The sequence below is a fragment of the Asticcacaulis sp. P4_H10 genome, from assembly GCF_056400965.1.
Genome location: NZ_JBFUKH010000004.1, coordinates 91,179 through 113,605 on the forward strand (window position 1 = coordinate 91,179; position 22,427 = coordinate 113,605).

Annotated in this window: 17 protein-coding genes; 13 read left to right on the forward strand and 4 right to left on the reverse strand. The window is 60.5% G+C overall.

All coding sequences use genetic code 11. The features are described from left to right. The first annotated feature begins 111 nt into the window (after positions 1-111). From mutM to AC1DON_RS08610, 10 genes are all read left to right on the forward strand, one after another. Entirely contained in the window at positions 112-978 is an 867-nt protein-coding gene (mutM, locus tag AC1DON_RS08565; protein ID WP_476934368.1) for a bifunctional DNA-formamidopyrimidine glycosylase/DNA-(apurinic or apyrimidinic site) lyase, read from the forward strand. 111 nt (positions 979-1,089) lie between these two features. Continuing rightward, the gene (locus AC1DON_RS08570; protein WP_476934369.1) at positions 1,090-2,106 is read left to right on the forward strand and encodes an NAD-dependent epimerase/dehydratase family protein; all 1,017 of its coding nucleotides are present in this window, start codon (positions 1,090-1,092) and stop codon (positions 2,104-2,106) included. 175 nt (positions 2,107-2,281) lie between these two features. Continuing rightward, the gene (rpsT, locus tag AC1DON_RS08575; RefSeq protein WP_476934370.1) at positions 2,282-2,551 is read left to right on the forward strand and encodes a 30S ribosomal protein S20; all 270 of its coding nucleotides are present in this window, start codon (positions 2,282-2,284) and stop codon (positions 2,549-2,551) included. Between the two features lie 825 nt (positions 2,552-3,376). Continuing rightward, the gene (gene dnaA, locus AC1DON_RS08580; RefSeq protein ID WP_476934645.1) at positions 3,377-4,840 is read left to right on the forward strand and encodes a chromosomal replication initiator protein DnaA; all 1,464 of its coding nucleotides are present in this window, start codon (positions 3,377-3,379) and stop codon (positions 4,838-4,840) included. A 210-nt stretch (positions 4,841-5,050) separates the two neighbouring features. Beyond that, on the forward strand, positions 5,051-6,172 hold the full coding sequence (dnaN, locus tag AC1DON_RS08585) for a DNA polymerase III subunit beta (RefSeq protein WP_476934371.1): 1,122 nt from the start codon (positions 5,051-5,053) through the stop codon (positions 6,170-6,172). 251 nt (positions 6,173-6,423) lie between these two features. Then, a complete protein-coding gene (recF, locus tag AC1DON_RS08590) occupies positions 6,424-7,536 on the forward strand; it encodes a DNA replication/repair protein RecF (RefSeq protein ID WP_476934372.1) in 1,113 nt (370 codons plus the stop codon). Positions 7,537-7,548: 12 nt separating this feature from the next. After that, positions 7,549-10,008, forward strand: coding sequence for a DNA topoisomerase (ATP-hydrolyzing) subunit B (gene gyrB / locus AC1DON_RS08595; RefSeq protein ID WP_476934373.1), 2,460 nt, complete (start codon positions 7,549-7,551; stop codon positions 10,006-10,008). Positions 10,009-10,088: 80 nt separating this feature from the next. Further along, on the forward strand, positions 10,089-10,772 hold the full coding sequence (locus tag AC1DON_RS08600; protein WP_476934374.1) for a DUF4062 domain-containing protein: 684 nt from the start codon (positions 10,089-10,091) through the stop codon (positions 10,770-10,772). Positions 10,773-10,790: 18 nt separating this feature from the next. After that, positions 10,791-11,117 carry a hypothetical protein gene (locus AC1DON_RS08605; protein WP_476934375.1) on the forward strand — a complete coding sequence of 109 codons (327 nt, stop codon included), beginning with the start codon at positions 10,791-10,793 and terminating at the stop codon, positions 11,115-11,117. Between the two features lie 44 nt (positions 11,118-11,161). After that, positions 11,162-11,692 (forward strand): NUDIX hydrolase, encoded by a 531-nt coding sequence (locus AC1DON_RS08610; RefSeq protein ID WP_476934376.1) that lies wholly within the window; start codon positions 11,162-11,164, stop codon positions 11,690-11,692. On the opposite strand, the gene AC1DON_RS08615 is transcribed toward AC1DON_RS08610, so the two are convergent. The 3 genes from AC1DON_RS08615 to AC1DON_RS08625 form a co-directional block, all read right to left on the reverse strand. Further along, a complete protein-coding gene (locus tag AC1DON_RS08615; protein ID WP_476934377.1) occupies positions 11,689-13,005 on the reverse strand; it encodes an OmpA family protein in 1,317 nt (438 codons plus the stop codon). The two genes, AC1DON_RS08610 and AC1DON_RS08615, sit on opposite strands and share 4 nt — an antisense overlap. Before the next feature lie 253 nt (positions 13,006-13,258). Next, positions 13,259-13,996 (reverse strand): VWA domain-containing protein, encoded by a 738-nt coding sequence (locus tag AC1DON_RS08620; RefSeq protein WP_476934378.1) that lies wholly within the window; start codon positions 13,994-13,996, stop codon positions 13,259-13,261. A 378-nt stretch (positions 13,997-14,374) separates the two neighbouring features. Beyond that, on the reverse strand, positions 14,375-16,912 hold the full coding sequence (locus AC1DON_RS08625; protein WP_476934379.1) for a family 20 glycosylhydrolase: 2,538 nt from the start codon (positions 16,910-16,912) through the stop codon (positions 14,375-14,377). A 203-nt stretch (positions 16,913-17,115) separates the two neighbouring features. On the opposite strand from AC1DON_RS08625, the gene AC1DON_RS08630 reads away from it, so the two are divergent. Beyond that, positions 17,116-17,649 (forward strand): PadR family transcriptional regulator, encoded by a 534-nt coding sequence (locus tag AC1DON_RS08630; protein WP_476934380.1) that lies wholly within the window; start codon positions 17,116-17,118, stop codon positions 17,647-17,649. Beyond that, positions 17,649-18,473 (forward strand): hypothetical protein, encoded by an 825-nt coding sequence (locus AC1DON_RS08635; protein ID WP_476934381.1) that lies wholly within the window; start codon positions 17,649-17,651, stop codon positions 18,471-18,473. The genes AC1DON_RS08630 and AC1DON_RS08635 overlap by 1 nt, the downstream gene beginning before the upstream one ends. On the opposite strand, the gene AC1DON_RS08640 is transcribed toward AC1DON_RS08635, so the two are convergent. Beyond that, positions 18,445-20,013: a RecQ family ATP-dependent DNA helicase gene (locus tag AC1DON_RS08640; protein WP_476934382.1), complete on the reverse strand. Its 1,569-nt coding sequence runs from the start codon at positions 20,011-20,013 to the stop codon at positions 18,445-18,447. The two genes, AC1DON_RS08635 and AC1DON_RS08640, sit on opposite strands and share 29 nt — an antisense overlap. Before the next feature lie 356 nt (positions 20,014-20,369). Between AC1DON_RS08640 and AC1DON_RS08645 the strand changes: the two genes are divergently transcribed. Beyond that, a complete protein-coding gene (locus AC1DON_RS08645) occupies positions 20,370-22,424 on the forward strand; it encodes a transglycosylase domain-containing protein (RefSeq protein ID WP_476934383.1) in 2,055 nt (684 codons plus the stop codon). Positions 22,425-22,427: the final 3 nt, after the last annotated feature.

Here is a 22,427-nt window from a genome sequence, read left to right on the forward strand (position 1 = left end):
AAGGCCCGGCTATTTGTTATTGAGACAAGTAATCGCTATCGAGTATCGAGGTGCAGGAGCCAAAGAACGTTTCTTGGGCCTCCTGCGAGCCTTAACCCCACGGAACACCCGATGCCCGAACTTCCCGAAGTCGAAACCGTCCGGCGTGGGCTCGACCCCTATCTTACCAGCGCCAAACTCTCGGACACCCGGCTGAACCGCGCCAATCTGCGCTACCCGTTTCCGGAGCGCTTCACGGACCGGCTGAATGGTGCCACGGTGGTGCGCCTTGAGCGGCGGGCCAAGTACCTGCTGGCCTATATGGACACCCAGGAGGTCTGGGTGACACATCTGGGCATGACTGGCCGGTTCCAGATCGACGACAGCGACGACGGCCTGGGCGCCTACTACCACCAGGTCACTCCCGCTGAAAAACACCTGCACTTCCAGACCGTCGCCACACAACCGGATGGCAAAAAGGCGCGCATCGATTTCTACGACCCGCGCCGGTTCGGCTTCATGCTGTTGATGAGCCCGGCGGAGCTTTACGCTTCCAAATGGTACGCCGGCCTCGGCGTCGAGCCGCTGTCGGACGACCTCAATGCCGATTACCTGCTGTCGAAGGCCAAGGGCCGCGGCGTGAACCTCAAGGCGCTGCTGATGGCCCAGGCGGGCATTGCCGGCCTGGGCAACATCTATGTCTGCGAAGCCCTGTGGCGCGCCCGGTTGAGTCCCGACCGCAAGGCGGCAGACCTGAAGCCAAAAGAAGCCGGGGCCCTGACCGATGCCATCAAGACGGTGCTCAGCGACGCCATTGCGTCCGGCGGTTCATCGATCAGCGATTTCGCCGCCGCATCGGGTGAGCTTGGCTACTTCCAGCACCGCTTCTGCGTGTACGACCGCAAGGGTAAGCCGTGCCCGCGTGACGACGGCGGTACGATCGCGCGCAAGGTCCATCAAGGACGATCGACTTTTTATTGCGGAGTATGCCAAATATGATGGAGATGAAAAACACCGCGTTAACAAAGGATTAACCACAAATTTGATAACCGCGTTTTTTCGGCCTATAGTGTTCCGGAAGGCTCTGGGACAGGGCAACGGGGATCGTGAATGGCTAACCGCACGGTACTGGTGACAGGGGCTGACGGTTTTATCGCTCGTCAGTTGATCGTTAATCTGCTTGGCAAGGGCTACGGCGTACGTGGCGCCCTGCGCGACCTCGACCGCTCAGAGGCCCTGAAAGAGACGCTGGCGCCTTACGCACCCGCAAAGACCCTGTCGTTTGTCGCAGCCGACCCGATGTCGTCGGCGGGCTGGGCAGATGCCATGAACAGCGTCGACGCTGTCTTCTACCTGGCTTCCTATGATGACATCCCCGACTGGCTCAATCCGGTGCGGCCGGCGCTGGAAAGCGTGCTCAGGGTCCTCAAGGCCGCGCGCGATGCCGGCGTGACGCGTGTAATCGTCACCTCGTCGGTCGCCGCTGTCGTCTATGGCCATGGCTCCAAGACGCGGATCGACCCGTTCAGCGAAAGTGACTGGTCCAATCTGCACAACGGCCACGTCTCGACCCATCACGAGGCCATGACGCGCGCCGAGCTGGCCGTGTGGGACTTCGCCATGGATTACCCTGAGATGGAGATCACCACCATCAATCCGGGCGAGGTCTTCGGGCCGCTGCTGGGTGAGGACGTCGCCTTCAGCTCGAACATCGTGCGCGATCTGTTGGTGGGCGAATATAACGGCGGCCTGCCGCGCGTCGGCTTCGAAGGCGTTGATGTCCGCGATGTCGCCGAATTGCATGAGCGGGCGCTGACCAATGACCTGAGCATCGGCAACCGCTACCTGTGCACGGCCGGCTTCCTGTGGCTGCGCGACGTTGCCGAGGTCCTGCGCGGGGAGTTCAGCGACCACGCGGACAAGGTGCCAACGCATGACCTGTCGGATATCGCCGTGCGGTTAGGCGCTTTGTTCGATCGCAAGGCATCGCGTACGGCCACCGAGCTTGGGCTTTACACGCCCTGTTCGACGGCCAAGGCATGCAGTGACCTGGGCTGGCAACCCCAGCCGGCGCTGGACGCCGTCCGGGCGACAGCGCATAGCCTGATCGCCGCAAATCTGGTCTGACCTGTTGGATTCTCAAGCCCTGTGCATAAATTTTACGCTGTGGGTGCGAAAAGCGCAGTCCGGCCGTTGACCGGGGGGAGTCTATCAGTTATATCCCGCCGCCTTGAATTTAGCGCTCTGGCTGAGACCAGTCCGGGCCTTTTTGTTACAATCTTCTCGTCCAGTCAGGTGATGAATGGCCAATAACCCCGGCGCCCGCAAGGCAATCCGCAAGATCGCTCGTCGTACCGAAGTCAACAAGGCGCGTCGTTCGCGCGTCCGTACCTTCCTGCGCAAGTTTGAAGAAGCGATCGCTGCCGGTGATGCCTCGATCGCCAAGTCGGCCTTTGTCGAGGCGCAGTCCGAACTTATGCGCGCCGTTTCCAAGGGCGTGGTCCACAAGAACACGGGCTCGCGCAAGGTGTCGCGCCTGGCTGCTCAGCTGAAGAAGCTGGCGACCGCCTAATCCATCGATACGCAGCAATAGGGCTGGTTAATTCCAGCCCTTTTTGTTTGTCCGATATCCGGTTCGCCGGAGGCAATGCCATGCCGCATTGCCTTTTTTTTGCCCGAATTCGCTTGAAATGCCACACGTGGCATTCGAGGTAATTTTTACGTAAGTCATTATTTTATTTAAATAAATGGCTCGTAAGCGTCTTTGTGTCCGTTCACAAAATGGTTAATTAAAGACTAAAAATTGATTAATTCCCGTTGCCAGCGAAGAGGTTGTGAGAGTCAACATATTTATCAGCGCTGGGACGAAAATAACGGGATTGACGCTGGCTCCAAGGTGGCTAATTTGAGGACAGTGCCTCACTGGGTTTCATCACAATACGGATGAATTCAGGAGGCGTCCGCACAGACTGCGCACGCTGGGAGGCTTCAGCCTTTTTTTGGGATGCATCTGGCCGGTCTGGCCACTTTCGTCCTTAAGTCCACCGCTGGTGAGGTTGTTGACCTCTCGAGCGCCGGGATGGCTGTTACGCTGAGTTAGGTTCGCCCGTTGGGCGAAGAAAAGGGGATTAAGCGCCCAGGATGAACGACCTGGGTTGCATTTACAGAGTTTGGCCGTCGTGGCGTCTGGGCAGAAGCTCCGGCGTGCGAAGGCCAGGATGAATGCCCTTGCAAGGGCCGACATCCGAAGCTTGCGCCCAAGGCCTGGGCTAGGGTTTGCGCGGGGGCTAAAAAAGCGGCTGACGTTCAGGAGAATTCCTGACCGGCAGGGAGGTTTAGGTATGTGTAGAGTACAGGGTATTGGGCAAATGGTTGGGGCGATAAAAAAATGCCAAGCATGACAAGCTGGTCGCCGATCCTACCTGAGATGGTATGGTCCAAAGTAGCGCCTGTTCTTCGCCGTGAATTGGGTGAGGGCGCTTATAATTCCTACGTCGCGCCTTCGAGCGTGAGACCCGGCCTTTATGGCGATCCGGTTCTGGTGACGCCAACGGCCTATGCGCGCGACTGGATTTCGCGCAATGCCATTCGCCGCGCGCAGGAGCTGTGGTCCCAGCACGATCCGGACGCAAGAATTCTCGACGTCAAATCGCGCGTCGAATACGAAGATCAGGCGCGCGCCACAGGGCAGGAGCCTGCCCCTGCGCCGGTCAGCAATGTTCAGGCAATCGGGGCTCAGGCCGCCAGCGCAGCCATTCAGATGCCGGGCATTGTCCAGAACATCCAATCCGTGGTGACGACACCGGTATCGCGTATCAACGGTCTGCAGGATCGCCTGACCTTTGAAAGTTTTGTGTCTGGCCGTGGCAATGAATTTGCCTATACCATGTCGCGCCAGGTGGCGTCATGGGCGGACGGGCACTTCAATCCGGTGTTTTTTCACGGCCCTTACGGCTACGGCAAGACCCACCTTCTGAACGCCATCGGCTGGGAAGCGCATGCGCGCCGTCCCGACGCCCGCATCGTCTATCTGACGGCCGAGAAGTTTACCTCGACCTTCGTCAAGGCGCTGATGGACAAGTCGACCTCAGCATTCAAGGACGAGATCCGCAGCGCCGACCTGCTGCTGGTGGACGATGTCCACTTTATCGGCGGCAAGACGTCGTCGCAGGAAGAGCTGTTCCACACCCTGACCTCGCTGATCGAGAACAATCGTCGCGTGGTCTTCACGGCCGACCGTCCGCCGTCGCAGCTGACCGAGATCGAGGCGCGCCTGCGGTCGCACCTGTCGTCGGGCCTCGTGTGCGCACTGGACGTCGCCGACCAATCCTTACGTATCGGCATCATCGAACGTAAGCTGGCGCAACTGGCCCAAAGAGGCCAGGCGTCCGGACAAAATCCCAGGGGGGATGTAATGCAATTTCTGGCCGAGCGTGTGCCGGGGTCGATCCGTGAGCTTGAAGGCGCGGTCAATACCCTGGTGGCGTCCGCCGGCCCTAGACTTGGGAGTTTGACTTTGGAAGAAGCTATGGCCTTGCTGCAACCGAACCTGAAGGTGTCGGTGGAGCGCCGCGTAACCGTTGATGAGATTCAAAAGCTGACGGCTGATCATTTCGGTCTGAAGCAGGCGGACCTTCTGTCGGAGCGCCGGACCCGCAGCGTGGCGCGTCCGCGTCAGGTGGCCATGTGGCTGTGCAAGCAGCATACGACGCGTTCCTACCCGGATATCGGTCGCCGTTTCGGTGGCCGTGACCACACGACGGTTCTGCATGCTGTGAAGAAGGTCGAAGAGCTGCTGACGTCGGATGACCAGATCGCGCGCGATGTTGAGGCGTTGACGCGCAAGCTCAGGAGCAACTAGTGGGGCGTGGGGTCTTGACCCCACAATCTTTAATTTCCTTTGGCTTTTTGGCCCTGAAGGGGCCAGAAGCCAAAGGAAGTGAAAAAGGCTTGGGGCCACGGGCCCCGAACCCCATTAGTCGTTCTTGATCTTTGCCCGTAATGCCTTAATGTCCGCCCCCCGACGGCAGAATACCCTCGGGCGAATCGAGCAAAACAGGACTCCGTAGAGATGCAATTCACGATCGAACGTGGTGCGCTATTGAAAGCGCTGGGCCATGTCCAAAGCGTCGTCGAACGCCGCAACACCATCCCCATACTCTCGAACGTTCTGTTGTCAGCCGAACGCGGCACGGTGTCGTTTTCCGCCACCGATCTCGACATGGAAATCGTCGATACGGCTGACGCCACCGTCCAGGTGCCAGGCCAGATCACAGCCCCCGCTCATACCCTCTACGAAATCGTCCGCAAGCTGCCCGAAGGCGCCGACGTCGAACTGCGCTACGCCGCCGGTGACGATCCCCGCCTGGCCGTTTCGGCCGGCCGTTCGCGCTTCGCCCTCCCGGTCCTGCCGGCCGGCGATTTCCCGATCATGTCGAGCGACCACGAAGGCGTCACCTACCAGATCCTGCGCGACGACCTGAAACGCCTGATCGACAAGACGCGCTTTGCCGTCTCGACCGAAGAAACCCGCTACTACCTCAATGGCATGTACCTGCACACGCTGGCCGAGGAAGGCTCAAGCTACCTGCGCGCCGTGGCAACCGATGGTCACCGTCTGGCCCTGGCCGAAATGCCCGCGCCCGAAGGCGCCATGGGCGGCGCCGGCATCATCGTCCCGCGCAAGACCGTCGACCAGGCGCGCCGCCTGCTCGACGATGGCACAGGTTATGTCGACCTGACGGTCAGCCCGGCCAAGATCCGCTTCCAGTTCGGCAATGCCTCGCTGACGTCGAAGATCATCGATGGCTCGTTCCCGGACTACGGCCGCGTCATTCCGCGCGGCAACGACAAGGTCATGCTGGTCGATACCGGCGTGCTGGCCAAGGCTGTCGACCGGGTCTCGACCATCTCGGCAGAAAAGTCGCGCTCGGTGAAGATGGCGATCGAAACCGGCCGCCTGACCCTGTCCGTACGCAATATCGAAGCCGGCCAGGCCGTCGAAGAAGCCGAGATCGATTATGATAACGAGTCGCTCGATATCGGCTTCAATGCCCGTTACATCCTGGACGTCATGGGCCAGATCGGCGGCGATATGGTCGAACTGCGCTTCTCGGATGCCTCGTCGCCGACCCTGGTGCTCGACCCGTCGGACAATGGCGTCCAGTACGTGCTGATGCCGCTACGCGTCTAAGGACGATAGTGAACAGTCCAAGCCTTCTTCGCCCTCCCTGCTTGCGGGGAGGGGGGACCATCTGCGGAGCAGATGGTGGGCGGGGCTTTCTTACCGACCAACTCACTCCGGCGTATGTTTTGTCTTCCGAGGGGCCCCGCCCACCATCCTGCGGATGGTCCCCCCTCCCCGCAAGCAGGGAGGGCGAAAGCAATCCTGCCTCGAGACAACTAGTTCTTGTGAATGAGTTGCGCGAAGGAAGGGGCTGACCCGTGTCCAGTGCCCTCCAATCCCTCTCGCTGACCGAGTTTCGCTCCTACGAACGGCTCGACTTTGCTGTCGATGGCCGCAGCGTTTACCTCCATGGAGCCAACGGTGCCGGCAAGACCAACCTGCTCGAAGCCATCAGCGTCCTCAATCCCGGCAAGGGCCTGCGTGGCGCCGGTTTCAGCGACCTTGGCCGCCGCCTGCCCCACGAAGCGCATGGCCGCGCCTGGGGCGTCGCAGCCAAGTTCGGCGAAGGCGAGGACGAAACCCATCTCGGCACCGGCTCCGATCCGCGCGACCTGAACAAACGCGTGGTGCGGCTCGACGGCCAAAACGTCACCGCCGCACGGCTGCTGGAACACGTTCGGCTGATCTGGCTGACCCCGGCGCAAGATCGCCTGTTTATCGAATCCCGCTCCGAACGCCTGCGCTTTTTCGACCGCCTGACCTATGCCGCTGAACACCGCCATGCCGCCGTCGTCACCGCCTACGAAAAGGCGCTGCGTGAACGTCTCAAGCTCCTGACCGACGGTCCGGCCGACGACGCCTGGCTGTCGCTGCTCGAGCAAAAACTGGCTGAGACCGGCATCCAGATGATCGAGGCCCGCCGTCGTGCGACCGCCGCGCTCCAGGCCGAGATCGAACTGCACCAGGGGCCGTTTCCCAAGGCAGACCTTATCCTGGCCGGCGACATTGAAGACGCCGATCTGAACACGTATATTATCAATGGCTTCCGGCAATCGCGCAGCCGCGATAGTGCCGCCGGCCGGTCGCTGTTCGGGCCGCATCGCATGGATTTTACGGTCATCCACCGCGATAAGAATCGCCCCGCCGCCGAAGGTTCCACAGGCGAGCAAAAGGCGCTTCTGCTCAACATCATCCTGGCGCAGGGCGCGCGTCTGGCAAAGGATACTTCCGCTGCAAAACCAATTCTTTTGCTGGACGAGGTCGCAGCCCATCTTGACCCTGCGCGACGGCACGCTTTGTTTGACGAGACCCATGCTTTGGGCCTACAAACATTCTTTACAGGGACCGATTTGGGCCTGTTCGACGGCCTTCGTAACCGCGCGCTGGGTGTGCGCGTCGAAGGCGGCCAATTTATTGAATTTACTGAGTAAATGGACCCGCGAATGAGCGATGAAAATTCCCAAGACCATCCTGAGATCGTAACCAATGCCTATGGAGCTGATTCGATCAAGGTTTTGAAAGGTCTGGATGCCGTTCGCAAGCGCCCGGGCATGTATATCGGCGACACCGATGATGGCTCAGGCCTGCATCACATGGTCTACGAAGTCGTTGATAACGCCATCGACGAAGCCCTGGCCGGCCACGCCACGCGCGTTGGCGTCACCCTGAATGCCGACGGCTCGTGCTCGGTGTCGGACGACGGCCGCGGCATGCCGGTCGGCATCCATGAAGGCGAAGGCGTATCGGCGGCCGAGGTCATCATGACCCAGCTCCACGCCGGCGGTAAATTCGACCAGAACAGCTACAAGGTCTCGGGCGGCCTGCACGGCGTCGGCGTCTCGGTCGTCAACGCCCTGTCCGACTATGTCGAGCTGATCATCTATCGCGATGGCAAGCGCTATGAATCGCGCTTCGAGCTGGGTGAGACGGTCACCTCCGTCCACGTCACCGGCGATGCGCCGATCCGCGAAGAAGGCCCCAAGACTGGCGAAGTGCTGACCGGCACGACGGTCAAGTTCCTGCCTTCGCTGAAGACGGGCCCGGATACCGGTACCTTTGCCTTCATCGATTTCGATCGCAAGACGCTGGAACACCGCCTGCGCGAACTGGCCTTCCTTAATTCCGGCGTCTACATTCGTTTCGCCGATATGCGCGAGGCCGAGCCCTACGAAATCGTCCTGCATTACGACGGCGGCGTGGTAGAGTTCGTCAAGCACCTCGACAAGGCCAAGAGTGCGATCACTAAGGCGCCGGTATCGGTACGCGGTGTGCGCGACAAGATCGAGGTCGACCTGGCCTTGCAGTGGAACGACAGCTACCACGAGACGATGTTGTGCTTCACCAACAACATCCCGCAGCGCGACGGCGGCACCCACCTGGCGGCCTTCCGTGGCGCCCTGACGCGGGTGATGACGCAGTACATGGAATCGTCCGGCGCCGCCAAGCGCGAGAAGGTCTCGGTTTCGGGCGAAGACGCCCGTGAAGGCCTGACCTGCGTCCTGTCGGTCAAGGTGCCGGACCCAAAATTTTCGTCGCAGACCAAGGACAAGCTGGTCTCGTCCGAAGTCCGCCCGGCCGTCGAAGGCCTGGTCTACGACAAGCTGGCGCAATGGTTCGAAGAAAATCCGACGGAAGCCAAGGCGATCGTCTCCAAGATCGTCGAAGCCGCCGCCGCCCGCGAAGCCGCCCGCAAGGCGCGCGAACTGACCCGGCGCAAGTCGGCGCTCGATATCTCGTCCCTGCCGGGCAAGCTTGCCGATTGCCAGGAACGCGATCCCGCCAAGTCCGAAATCTTCATCGTTGAGGGTGACTCGGCCGGCGGCTCGGCCAAGCAGGCGCGGAACCGTGAAAACCAGGCCATCCTGCCTCTGCGCGGCAAGGTGCTGAACGTCGAGCGCGCCCGCTTCGACAAGATGCTGTCGTCCGAACAGATCGGCACGCTGATTACGGCCCTGGGCGCTGGTATCGGCCGCGACGACTTCAACATCGAAAAAGTGCGCTACCACAAGATCATCATCATGACCGATGCCGACGTCGACGGCGCGCACATCCGGACCCTGCTCCTGACCTTCTTCTATCGCCAGATGCCGGAGATAATCGAAAAGGGTTACCTCTATATCGCCCAGCCGCCGCTGTATAAGGTCGCCAAGGGCAAGTCGTCGCGCTACCTTAAGGACGATACCGAACTCGACGCCTATCTCATCGAAGAAGGCATCAATGATGCCGTGCTGGAACTGCGCACGGGTGAACGCATTACCGGCAACGACCTCGATGCCCAGGTGCGCGCCGCCAAGTCATTCAAGTCCAGCGTCGATCGTCTGTCGTTGCGCGCCCCGGCCTTCGCCATCGAACAGGCGGCCCTGGGCGGCCTGTTCGGCACGCATCCCGACCTTGAGAAGGTCGCTGTCTCGCTGACACGCCTCAACCAGGAAGGCGATGGTCCGTGGAGTGTCGACACCGGCGTCGGTGGCGGCTATGTCTTTGAACGCATCCGTCGTGGCGTCACCGAAAAGATCGTGCTCGACGAAGCCATGATGCATTCGCTCGATGCGCGCCGTCTGGCGGAACGTACCGACGCACTGGTCAGCATCTACAACCAGCTCGCCATCTTCACGCGCAAGGACAAGGCGACCGACATTCGCGGTCCGCTGGATTTGGTGTCTGCCGTGCTCGATGCCGGCCGCAAGGGCCTGACCATCCAGCGCTATAAAGGCCTGGGCGAAATGAATGCCGAGCAGCTGTGGGAAACCACGCTCGACAAGGACGCGCGCACCCTGTTGCAGGTCAAGGTCAACCACGCCGACGAAGCCGACGAGATGTTCTCCAAGCTGATGGGCGACCTGGTCGAACCGCGCCGCGAATTCATTCAGGAAAACGCGCTCGACGCCGAGGTCGACGCCTAGCCAGGGTCGTAACGACCCTGGACCCATAAGTTGTTCTTTCACCCCGTCAGGCAACTGGCGGGGTGTTTATCGAGGGGAATATGGAGAAGCGATATCAGGTCTTTGTAAGTTCGACTTATGCTGATCTCAAGGAAGAGCGGCAGCATGTAATGCAGACGCTTATGGAAATGGATTGTATCCCCGCGGGGATGGAATTATTTCCTGCTGCTGACGAAGAGCAGTTAAATTTCATAAAGAAAATAATCGATGATTCAGATTATTATTTGCTAATTATCGGTGGACGTTATGGCAGTACGACCTCTGAGGGAATCAGTTACACAGAAAAAGAATATAATTATGCTCTTGATAGAGATTTGAAAGTTATTGCTTTTGTTCATAAGAATCCGGAAGAGCTTGCTGTCAATAAAACGGATAATGATCCTGAAGCTGCAAAAAAATTAATAGAATTCACGGAGCGCGTTAAGGCCGGACGGTTAGTAAAATTCTGGTCGTCTCCTGATCAGCTTCCGGGACTGGTTTCGCTCAGCCTTGCAAAGACAATTAAGACTTATCCAGCTGTTGGGTGGGTAAGAGCCAATATTGTATCCAGTGCCGACACTCTTTCCGAAATTAATGAATTACGTAAAGAAAATCATGAACTAAAGCAGAAGATTGTTGAAAATGAAGAAAATGCGTTGAGTGATTCAATTTTTGAAAATTTAGCTGATCTATCAGAAAAATTTCCCCTTAAAGGAAAACTTATAAAAACAAAGGGCGATGAATGATTAAGATACTCATTAAAGATGTCTTGGCATGACATATTTTTAATAATAGCGCCCCATTTAATGTTTTATATTCAAGAATCAAAGGCGAAAATTGCTTTAAACAAAGGCATTACAGAATTGAAATATCAGTCATATTACTCAACATCTATGGATGACTACACATTTCAAACAATAAGATTGCAATTATCAGCTTATGGGTTGGTAAAAATAACCCAGAGAAATCCAGGATATTATGCTCAGACATTTTGGGAATTGACTGATGATGGTGCTCAATATGCGCTTGAGCATCGAACAATGAAAACGCAGCTCTCCTCAGAAAAGATAATTGAAGATGAGGCTGATTAAGTGCAAAGCGATGTGCCTTGCCACGATCGGGTAAGTAGTGTGCTGTGAACCTTGATATTGGCAGTATCTGCGATCAGTACACCTCCCGCTTTTCCGATGAGCGCGACACTGCGCTGCGCAGTCTGGAGAAGCTTCAAGCCGTGCCAGATATGCTGGCACGGTCGAGCTTTCCTGCTCATGTCACGGCCTCGGTGCTGATCGTCCAGCGCGACGCATTGCTGACCATCTGGCATCCCTATCTCAAGGCGTGGATTCAGCCCGGCGGCCACGTCGATCCTGGTGAAACCGTCGTCGGAGCGGCTTTGCGTGAAGCCCGCGAAGAAACCGGCCTTGCGTGTGAGCTGATCGAGGATGAGCCGTTCGATATCGACTGCCTGTTGGTGCCGGCCAATCCAGAGAAGGGCGAGCCCGAGCACTGGCATATCGACTTCCGCTACTTGATGCGGCCGGTCGCCCAGGTTGGCGAGCCGGAATTGCCGACCGCCTGCATTCCGTTCAGGCATCTGGGCGATATGTCGCCTTCGCTGGCACGGCTGGCGATCAAGATGGAAAGCTACCTGCGCGTACCGGCCTAGAAGCTGACGTCGATCGTGGTGCGGCGGTTTTTCGCATTGGCCACGCCGTCGCGTGTCCGCACGGCCAAGTCCTTTTCGCCCTTCCAGCGGACGGTGATGGCTGAAGACGGAATACCTTCATTTCTGAGCCCGCCAGCCACGACATTGGCACGTTTGCGCGACAGGGCCATGTTGTAGGCCGATGAGCCCGACGTATCGGCGTGTCCGGTAACCGTCAGGGTGGGGGCGGGTGCCGATTTGGCGTACTGCGCGGCAGTGGCGATAACGGACTGGGCCGCAGCGTTAAGGCGCAGGCTGTTGAGCGGGAAATAGACATTATAGCGCTTGGGCGCCGGAATCGCCATGACCGGCGGTTGCGCGTCGGAGCCAGCGGAACCTGACGGCGCTGCCGGAGCGGGCAGGGCGGCGACAGCGACGGGCGGGGACGATGCCGGGCCAGGGGCTTGTGCCACCGGCGCAGAGTTGACCGACAGGCTGTTGGGCACGCCGGCATTGGCAGTGCTAAGCGGAGCGGCAGGGGCCGAGGCAACCGACGAAGGACGCGACTTGACCGGCGCGCCGAAGCTCCAGCGCAGACCGACGCTCAACGAGTGGTCGCTGAAATGACCGGCGGTCTTGGCGGTGTAGATGTCGGTCGCCGGTGCAGATGCGTTCGGTGGTGTGTGCGTATCCGTCACGGCGACGTCATAGGACGTGTTGCCGGTCCGCATGAAGCGGTAGATCATCTCGAAGTTCAGACGCTTGGTGAGGCGCCAATTGGCGCCGGCCAGCGCCTGGGCCGCGGGTACGGCCTGTTCGGACGTTACGCTGTAGGTGCGTGAGTGGCCGTTGGTGCTCGATGGACCCGAATAGCTCGTCCTGGCCTGTACAACACCGGCGCCAATACCGACGAAGGGATGCAGCGGCAGGTCCGGCCGGATATCATAGATCAGGTTGACCATGGCCGACGCCTTGTCGACCTTGCCGATGCCCGGATTGTGCTCGCCCGCCAGGCCGTCGGTGATGACGCCCGGGCGCGTGCCAAACTCGGCCTCGGCGCGCAGATTGGGGGTGAACTGGTAGCCGAGACGGGCGAAGCCGGCAGCGCCGCGATCGATTTTTAGCGAGGCCTCGTCGCCCAGCGGCGAGACGGAGGACGAAGAGGCAGTGCCTTTCAGCGTGACGTCTGTGACGTCGAGCGTCTGGGTCGCGCCCGGCGTCTGGCCGGCTTCGACGGCAGCGTACCAGCCGATATGTGTGTCGGCGGCGGCAGTCTGGGCAAGCGCAGCACCGGCCAGGGTCAAGGCCGTGCCTGCCAGAAGTTTCAGTTTCATCCCCGCCATGCCGCCTAAGTCCATCTACTCATTCAGAAAAATGAGCGGCCAAGATATCACGTTCCCGTCAAATGACACGGCGGGACACGTAACAGCCGAAGAATTCGGCCAAGCGCGGCAAATTTGTTGGTTCGACACCGCAGGCGGGTAAAGTGGCTGGCCGGGTTTCGCCAGCCAGCCGAATCCGTCTCAGATCGGCTTTGAGACACAATAATCCGAGCCGAAACCGCCCGCCTTTCAGCGGATTGCGCGCCTATTTCTTCTTTTTGACCTCTTCTTCCTTGGCGACGGCGCGATCTTCGGCGTTGAAGGTCACCGGGGCTGCTGCGCTATAGCCATAGTCGCGGCTCTTCTTGGCCAGGCGCTGCATGGTCGATTTCATGCCATCCTTGCCGACTGCCATGGTCTTTTCGGTTGTGACGCCCATGGCGCCGGCATCGGTGAACTTGGCGAACTCCGCGCCCAGGAAGACGACCTCCCAACCCTTGGCACGTGCACGGTCGAGCGCTGCGCGGGCGCCGGCTTGCGTGACTTCGCGGCTGGAATTCTCCTCACCATCGGTCATGATGACCAGGACGGCCTTTTTCGGATTGTCCTGCTCGGCGACCGAGACGATGCGGCCGATGGCATCATACAGCGGCGTCATCCCGCGCGGGCTGGCCTCCGCCGTCGTGACATTGCGCCAGCCGGTTGCGGGCACCTTTTTGCGCAGCACATCGAACTGCAGGCCGTTCTGTGCATCGAAGACGGCGAGGGTGACCGAAGCTCGCAGTGCGCCGTCGCCTTCGCCAAGCGCTTCGGCATAGGCGTTGACCGAGGTCAGGGCCTCGTCCCAGATGTCCTGCATCGAGCCGGTCCGGTCGAGCAGGATGTAGGTATTGACGCTGGCATTTGGGGCTATGCGCGTGGTGGGCGCGCTTTCGGCGAACGCCGGGCTTGCGGCCAGCGGCAGTGCCGCCAGCGCCAAGGAAAGCCAAAGGATTTTAGGCATGACGACCTCCTGTTACGGCGAGGTCCATCTGTTTTCCCTGCCCCGCCGACTACAGAAGAGCGCGCCGTTTTCGTCCGGCGCGTGTCCAAATAACGGCGTTCCGCATACATTTTGCAGGCGGAATTGTGTTCGGTGCTGTTGGGCGTGCACGGCTTCGTGCGCGTTTGTGAGTTTCGCGTGACTGGAGAATTTGTTATAGTCAATGCACGGGAAATGACCCGTATTAACTCCCTGGACTCTTGTCAAAGGGCGACACGGCGTCAGAGCAGACGGCCATATCATCAAAGGATATGGAGAAAACGTCAGGCTAAAGCGCCAAATATGAAAGACCCTCCGAGAAATCGGAGGGTCTTCGTCATTTTGGCTGTAAGGCTAAGGCTACTTCACCACGGCTTCGCGGCTGAAGCGCTTGCCGTCTGGCGAGACGGTGCGAACGCGAACCTCGCCCTTGACGGCCGTGGGGCCTGAATATGCCGTCCAGCTGCCGGCCTTGGTGCGGTACTGGATTTTCAGGCTGGCGGGAACCGCATTGGCTTCGAGCCTGCCGTCCTTGACGCGCGCACCCGGCAGGGGCAGGCGGTACTTGACGCCGGCCTTGTCGAGCGCCGGCAGTTGCGCCGAGACGCGCGCCTGGAAGCCCTGCCAGTCGGCCTGGACCGCCGCCTTGTCGACGCTGCCGTCATCGAACGCATAGGACTTGCCGGGGACATAGGTGGGTTCCCACGACGCCCGGTGCCAGGCGCGTTCGGCCACGGCCAGGGTGCGCGGGAACAGCATGTAGTCGGCGATCTGCGGCGTCCGGACGACCTCGCTCCACAGCTGACCCTGCATGCCGGTGATTGTATGGCCGGGCGTAAGCGGGACGGTGTCACTGATCTTGCCCTGCTGGTTGGCAGGGGTAAGCATGACGGCGCCATTGGCCGGCAGGTTCTCCGGCATGAAGGCGAAGATCTTGTAGAGATCCGTAGCGCGCGACGCCCAGTCATAACCGCGTTCATGGCCGTCGGCGGCGTACGGCATGTCGAGATACATGACGTCCGGGTTGGAGAGGACGATGTTCCAGCCCTGGTTGGCTTGTTTATGTGCTTCGGCAATGCCGCCGCTGAACAGGCCGCCCCAGGTGTTAGACTGGACGCTTTTGGGCATTGTGGCCGGATCGACGTGACCCATGCCGTCGCTCCAGCCGGCAGGTTCGATGCCTTTGTCGGTCAGGAGCCTGGTGACGCGGGTGATGAACTGTGGGCCCAGTTGCTCGTACGTCAGATTCTGCCCGGCCATCAGCTTTTTGCAGGACGGAGAGTCCTTCCATGCACCGGCGGTTTCGTCGAGGCCGAGGTGATAGATGTGCAGCGGCGCGCCGGCTTCTTCGTGCATGCCCTTGATGTCGGTCAGCACGGCGTCGATGAAGGTGTAGGTCGATGGGAGGCAGACATCGAGCGTATTGTCGTTATAGCTCTGGATCGAGTCGTAGACGGTTGTGTCGCCTGGATCGACCAGGCGGAAGCGCGCGGCGTCCTCGGGCTTGCCCTCGGCGATCAGGCGACGGGCGCGGGCCTCCATGGCCCGAATCGAGGCGCGGCTGTGGCCCGGCATGTCGAAGGACGGGATGACCTCGATCTGGCGTGCCCTGGCGAACTTGAGCAGCTCGATATAGTCGGCGCGCGTCAGATAGCCATTGACCGAAGTGCTCGCGTCGGGACCGGCGCCCAGTTGCGGCAGCAGGCAGGTATTTTCGGACGGATCGTGGCAACGCTTCGAACCGATATCGGTCAGCTCCGGCAGGCCTGAAATCGCCAGGCGCCAGCCCTCGTCGTCGCCAAGATGCAGGTGCAGGCGGTTGAGCTTATAGGCGGCCATCTGTTCGACGACCTTGAAGATCTGCGCCTTGGGGTGGAAGTTACGCGCGACATCGAGATGCAGGCCGCGGAAGCCGAAGCGCGGGGCGTCCTCAATATGCAGGGGCTTGAGCAGGCCCTTGTCGAAGGCGGCCTGTTGGCTCAGCGAGCGCAGGGCGTAGGAGGCGCCGGCTGCGTCTGCCGCGGTGATCGTAATGGCGCCGTCCCTGGCGACCAGTGTGTAGGATTCCGCTTTACCGGCAACGATAGTTACAGTCAGCGGCACACCGGTGTCGGCCAGCTTGAGACCGGCCAGGGCAGGCGCGACATCGGCAGCAGCAACGCCGTTAAGCTTGACCGCCACACCCTTGGTAAGGTCGAGCGCGGGTCCCTCTAACTGTTCGGCCTTGACCGGGGTCGGCAGGATGATGATTCCGGAGACGGGTGCATTTACTGCCTGGCGTGACGCGGTCTGCTCGAACAGGCGTTCAGGCGTCAGCCACGGTGTCTCAGGATGGTTGTTCTGGCGGGTTTCGTCGCTATAGGCCGTAACGAAGGGCAGGGTTTCTTCGCCGGTCACCGGGTCGACTGTGGTGCGCGCCGAGGCGATAACGCGCGGCTTTAAGCCGTCGGCCAGGACATAGGCGTTGGGAAGCAGGAAATAGGGCGAGTTGACATTGCCCGGCGAAATCAGGCGCAGGGTGTATTTTGTGCCGGCTTTAAGTGTCACGCCTGGCTTGGGGGTGAACCGCACCAGGTCGCCATTGAGAATTTCCATATCGAAGGCGTCGCTTTTCAGCGGCAGCAGCGTGGTGACGAAGCTGGCATAGATGGCGAAGTCACCTGACGCGACCGCCGGCGGCAGGGTCTTCGGCATGGTCAAGTCGAGATCGAGCCGCAGGCAGCCCTTAGGTGTCGGGCATCCGGCCGATGCATGTGTCTCGGCTAAGGTTAGATGGTACCCGAGCCCGCCGGCAAAGGCGTCGATCTGGCCTTGCGTTGCCGCAGGCTTGGCGTGGCCGAGAGACGGAGCGGACAGCAGGGTCGCACCCAGCAGAAGACCACGCAGCAGTTTCGACATTTCGTCCCTCGATCCTATAGTGTGATTGCAGGTAAGGTGACGCAGGGCAGCCGGCTTGTCAATGCACCGAAGCAGGCCAGTGTGATATCATTTAAATACCAATATATATCCAAAAGGCCGAAATATCGCTTCAGGTATCGAAATAACGCCACTTTACAATAATACGATTCGTACTATTGTATCTTTAATACGAAACGTATCAAATGACCAAATCTGTTACCTCCCTGGGCTACGCCCTCCTCGGCCTGATCAATGAAGAGCCGCGATCAGGCTACGCCTTGCGCAAGGTGTTCGAAACGACGCCGATGGGGAGCTATTCGAGCAGTCCGGGCAGTATCTATCCGGCGTTGGAATCGCTGCGCAAGGCGGGGTTGGCCGAGACTTCCGGAGAGGGAAGGGGGAAGGGCGCGTTTCATCTGACGGCCGCGGGCTCAGAGGCTTTTCAGGCCTGGCTGCGGGCGCCGGTGGAAGCCAGCGACCTGTCGCAGGCCATGCTGCGCTTCGCCTTCCTGCACGGTCACGCCGACCGGTCGCTAACGCGCGCCTTTCTCGACTCGTTCGAGGCGGCTGCGGGCGGGGTGGCGGCGTCGCTGGCGGATTTTGTCGCGGGCGAGGCCGGCCAGGCCCTGCCGGTACAGGCGCGGGTGGCGGTCGAACATGGGCGCAGACAACACGAAGCCTCGGCCGCCTGGGCAGCCTGGGCTCGGGAAACACTGGAAGCCAAAGGGGAACTGTAATGAAGGCAAGCATAATTTGGGTGGCAAAGGCCTTTGGTCTGTGGCTGGTACTGATGATCGGCATGGTCGCGGGAGGCATGCTGTTTTTCCGCGACGCGCCGGCGATCGCGCCGGACGGGCCGTTCGATGCGGGTCAGGCCATGCTGGTGGTCAATGCCTGCGTGGCGGTGACGCTGGCCGTGCTGGCGCAGAAGATGCGCCTGCGTGGGCCAGCGCTTGGGCTCACCCTGGCCGCGGCCTTGTTCGGCATAGAGACCGTCATGTCGCTAATCGAGGCGGTGGTCTTCAACAACGACCTGAAGATGTCGATGGACAGTATCTGGAAGGGTGCGCTCAGCAACCTGCTGCGCGACGTCCTGGCAGGGGTGGCGATCGCGCTGATGTGGCGCGGTCAGTCGGTGGAGGCGCCGCCGGTGTTGCGTGGATTTGCCTGGAAGTTTCCGGCCATCGCGGTGCTGTATGTCGTCTGCTATTTCGTGGCGGGCGCCTTCATCGCCTGGCAGAGCGTGGAGGTGCGCGCCTTCTATGCCAATATAGGCGATATTTCCCTGCCGTACCTATTGGCGGTGCAGTTCGTGCGCGGCCTGATGTGGGCGGCAATTGTGCTTCTGCTGGTGCGCGCCATGCGTGGCAGCCTGTGGTCGAAGGCTCTGCTGTCCGGTCTGGCGCTCAGCGTCATCATGGATCTGCAACTGCTCTACCCCAATCCGGTCATGCCGTGGCCTGTGCGCAGCGTTCACATGGTCGAGGTCGGTGTATCCAACTTTGTCTTCGGTGCTTTGGCGGCTCTGATTCTTACCGCAGGGAGGGCGCGATCAGCCTGAGGTCGCCGCGAAACAGCGATTTCAAAAGCGCCGGATCGCGCAGGCCGACGATCGGCATCTTCTCTTGCCACAGGGTTTCCTCGATCACGCCATAGGCTTCGCACAGGTCGAGCGCGTGAGTCAGCACGCCGGCATTATAGGCCTTGGCGATCCCGAACGTCTGCACGCGCGTCGTGAAGTCCGGACCGTTGGCCTTACCCATGACGTGGTCGATCAGCTTCTTGCGGCCGCGCGGACCGTTGAGGCGGTAAAGCGCCGACATCAGCATCTGGGCAGGTTCGGTGACGTCGCTCGACTTGCCGTTGCCCAGGCAGTTGTCGCAGGTGCCGCACGGCCCAATGCCTTCTTCACCGAAATAGCTACGCACGGCCTGTTTGCGGCAGGACTGGCCCAGGACCATCTGGAAGAAGTCACGCGCCTTTTCCTTCTGGATGGTTTGATCGGGTGCGCCCTCGTTCTCGCGCATCGTCATGCGGCGCAGCGCCCAGCCGAGGTCGCCGGAATTGTAGAAGCAGACGCCGGACGCCGGCTTGCCGTCGCGGCCGGCGCGGCCGACCTCCTGCCAGTAGGCCTCCATCGAGGACGGCGGGTCGGCGTGGATGACGAAGCGGACATCGGCCTTGTTGATGCCCATGCCAAACGCGATGGTCGCGACCATGATCTTCGACTTGCCGCTGAGAAACGCGGTCAGCCGTTCGTCACGCGTCTTGGACGGCAGGCCGGCGTGATAGGCGGCGGCGATAAAGCCTTCCTTCTTCAGGGTTTCCGCCAGCTTTTCGGTGCCATCGCGCGATCCGCAATAGATGATGCCGGACGCGCCCTTCTGTTTGGCGATCAGCTCAACGATCGACTTGGCGACCGTCCCCTTGCGGCGAACGAAACGCAGGGAAAGGTTCGGCCGGTCGAAGGTGGCGACGACTTCGACCGCGTCTTCGATATGCAGGGCGGCCTTGATGTCGGCGCGGGTGTGGGCGTCGGCGGTGGCCGTCATGGCCATGGTCGGTACGCCGGGGAAGAGCGCCTTGACCTGGCCGAGCGTCCGGTATTCCGGCCGGAAATCGTGGCCCCACTGGCTGATACAGTGCGCTTCGTCGATGGCGACCAGGTTGATAGGCATGCGTCGCAGGCGGTCCAGCACAAAGGGCTGGTTGAAGGCTTCGGGCGAAAGATAAAGCAGGTCGAGCTGGCCGCCGCGTGCCGCATCCCAGATGTCGTTGCGTTCGCCGAGGTTCTGCGTCGAGTCGAGCTTGGCGGCGCGCACGCCGCGCGCTTCCAGCGCCTGGACCTGGTCGCTCATCAGGGCGATCAGCGGCGAGATGACGATACCTAAACCCGGACGCAGGATGGCGGGGATCTGATAACAGAGACTTTTCCCACCACCGGTCGGCAGGACGGCCAGGACGTCGTCGCCTTGCAGGACGGCGGTGATGACGGCGGATTGCTGGCCGCGAAAGGCGTCATAGCCGAAGACGGATTTCAGCGTCGCTTCCGCGTCACTGAGGGTTGGGGCGTCGGCGAGGGTAAGCAGGTCGGCGGACATTCAGGCCTTACGCGGAGAACAGGGGAATAGCTTCACCCCGCTTTTTGCGGGTATTGTGCCGGAATACACATTCGCGATTGCAAACTGGGCGTCTTCGAAAAATAGCGAGGTCCCAGCAAAGCGCAAGGGGCAGATTAACGATTAACCTGTCGCGATATTTAGCCGAAAACCGCTGCACACTTTTCGGCATATCGCTTTAATTTCGCCAAAAACCTCGGGCTAAGCTTGATGTTTGCGGCCAGGGTGTTGCAAAGGTTTAACGCGACAGGTGCGCAGACATTGGCTATAAAGCTGGCTTATCGGGGCGATGGTTTGGCCGTGCGGATGACGGCCATTTCAGTGAGGATTATATAATTATGGCTATGGGCAAGTTCCCGGGTTCGGGAAAAGGCGGCCGTTCACCGCTGCAGGCCGTGTTGTACTGGGGAACCGTGGGACTGATCTGGATGGTCATGTTCGGCGTCGTCTTCCTGGGCGTCATGGCGCTTGATCTTCCCGATACGTCGTCGCTCTACAAGACCGAGCGCCAGCCTTCGATCACCTATCTCGACCGTTCCGGCGCCTTGATCGCCGTGCGCGGCAGCCAGTACGCGCCGCCGGTCGACGTCACCGAGCTGCCGCACTATGTGCCCATGGCCTTCGTGGTTATCGAGGACAAGCGCTTCTTCCACCATATCGGTTTCGACCCGATGGGCATGGGCCGCGCCGTCGTGCGCAACCTGTTCAAGCGCAAGGGCGCCAACCTCGCCGGCGGCTCGACCATCACTCAGCAGCTGGCGCGCAACCTGTTCCTCAGCGCCAATCAGAATGTGAAGCGCAAGGTCCAGGAACTGATGCTGGCCGTCTGGCTTGAGCACAAGTTCACCAAGAAGGAAATCCTCGGCCTCTACCTCAACCGTGTCTATTTCGGCGGCGGCGCCTATGGCATCGAGGCGGCGGCGCAGCGCTACTTCAACAAGGAAGCCAAGGACCTGACCGTCGGCGAAGCCGCCATGCTGGCCGGCCTGATGAAAGCGCCCAACTCCTATTCGCCGCTGTCGGACAAGGAACGCGCCGGCAAGCGCGCCACCATCGTGCTCAAGGAAATGCTGGATGATAAGGTCATCACGCAGGAAGAGTATGAAGGCGCCCTGTCCAAGCCGATCAATGTCTCGAAGACGCTGGCGACCTCGCACGCCCAGTATTTCATCGACTGGCTCGACTCGAACATCCGTGGCCTGGTTGGCGAACCTAAGGAAGACCTGATCGTCGAAACGACGCTGGACCTGCCGATCCAGACCGACGCTGAGCGCGCCGTCCAGCAGATCATGGCGCGCGACGCCAAGAAGGGCGTCGAGCAGGCCGCCGTGGTCTCGGTCGATGGCGAAGGCCGTATCCGCGCCCTGATCGGTGGCGTGTCCTATGCGGAATCGCAGTTCAACCGTGCTACCAACGCCTATCGTCAGGCCGGTTCGTCGTGGAAGCCGTTCGTCTATCTGACGGCCATGGAGGCCGGGTATCAGCCGACGACGCCGGTGGTCGATGAGCCCTACAGCATCGGTGACTGGTCGCCGGAAAACTACACCAAGAAATATATGGGTCTGATCGATCTCCAGACCGCCCTGGCGCAGTCTATCAATACAGTCGCTGCCCGTCTGGCCAATGATGTCGGCCGCGATCGCGTCGCCTCGGTTGCCCGACGCATGGGTATCACCTCAAAGATCAACACCGACCCGGCCATGGCGCTGGGGACATCGGAAGTGTCGCCAATCGAAATGGCGCAGGCCTATGTGCCGTTCTCCAATGGCGGCTTCAAGGCGACGGCGCACGGCATCATCCGTATCCGCACCGCCCAGGGTAAGCTGTTGTATCAGTACCGCGAGTCGAACCAGGACGGCGGCCGTGTCCAGGTCGTCAACAACCCGCCGCTGGTCTACATGAACCAGATGATGCGCGGCGTCGTTCAGCACGGCTCAGGTTCGGGCGTCAACATGCCGGGCTACGACCTGGCCGGCAAGACGGGTACGACCAGCGACTATCGCGATGCGTGGTTTGCCGGCTATACCGGCGGCTTCGTCACCGTGGTCTGGGTCGGCCGCGATGACAATACGCCGATGAAGGGCAAGGTCACCGGTGGCGGCACGCCCGCGGCGATCTGGAAGACCTATATGAATTCAGCTCTGCGTCGTATCCAGGTCAGCCCGATCCCGGTCGGCCCGGCGGATTCGCAGCTTGGCAATGTGGCCCAGGACGCGCTCGATGCGCTGTTGGGGACGCAGGCCGGCCAGGTCCAGTCGTCACAGGCGGCCAATGACAATGGCCTGCCACCGGTCGTCACAATGAAGCCTATTCCGAATCCGGAAGAGAAGGATGAAAAGAGGGACCCGTCGCTGGACGACGTGTTCTCGAGAGCGCAGCAGGGCAATCAGTAAAGG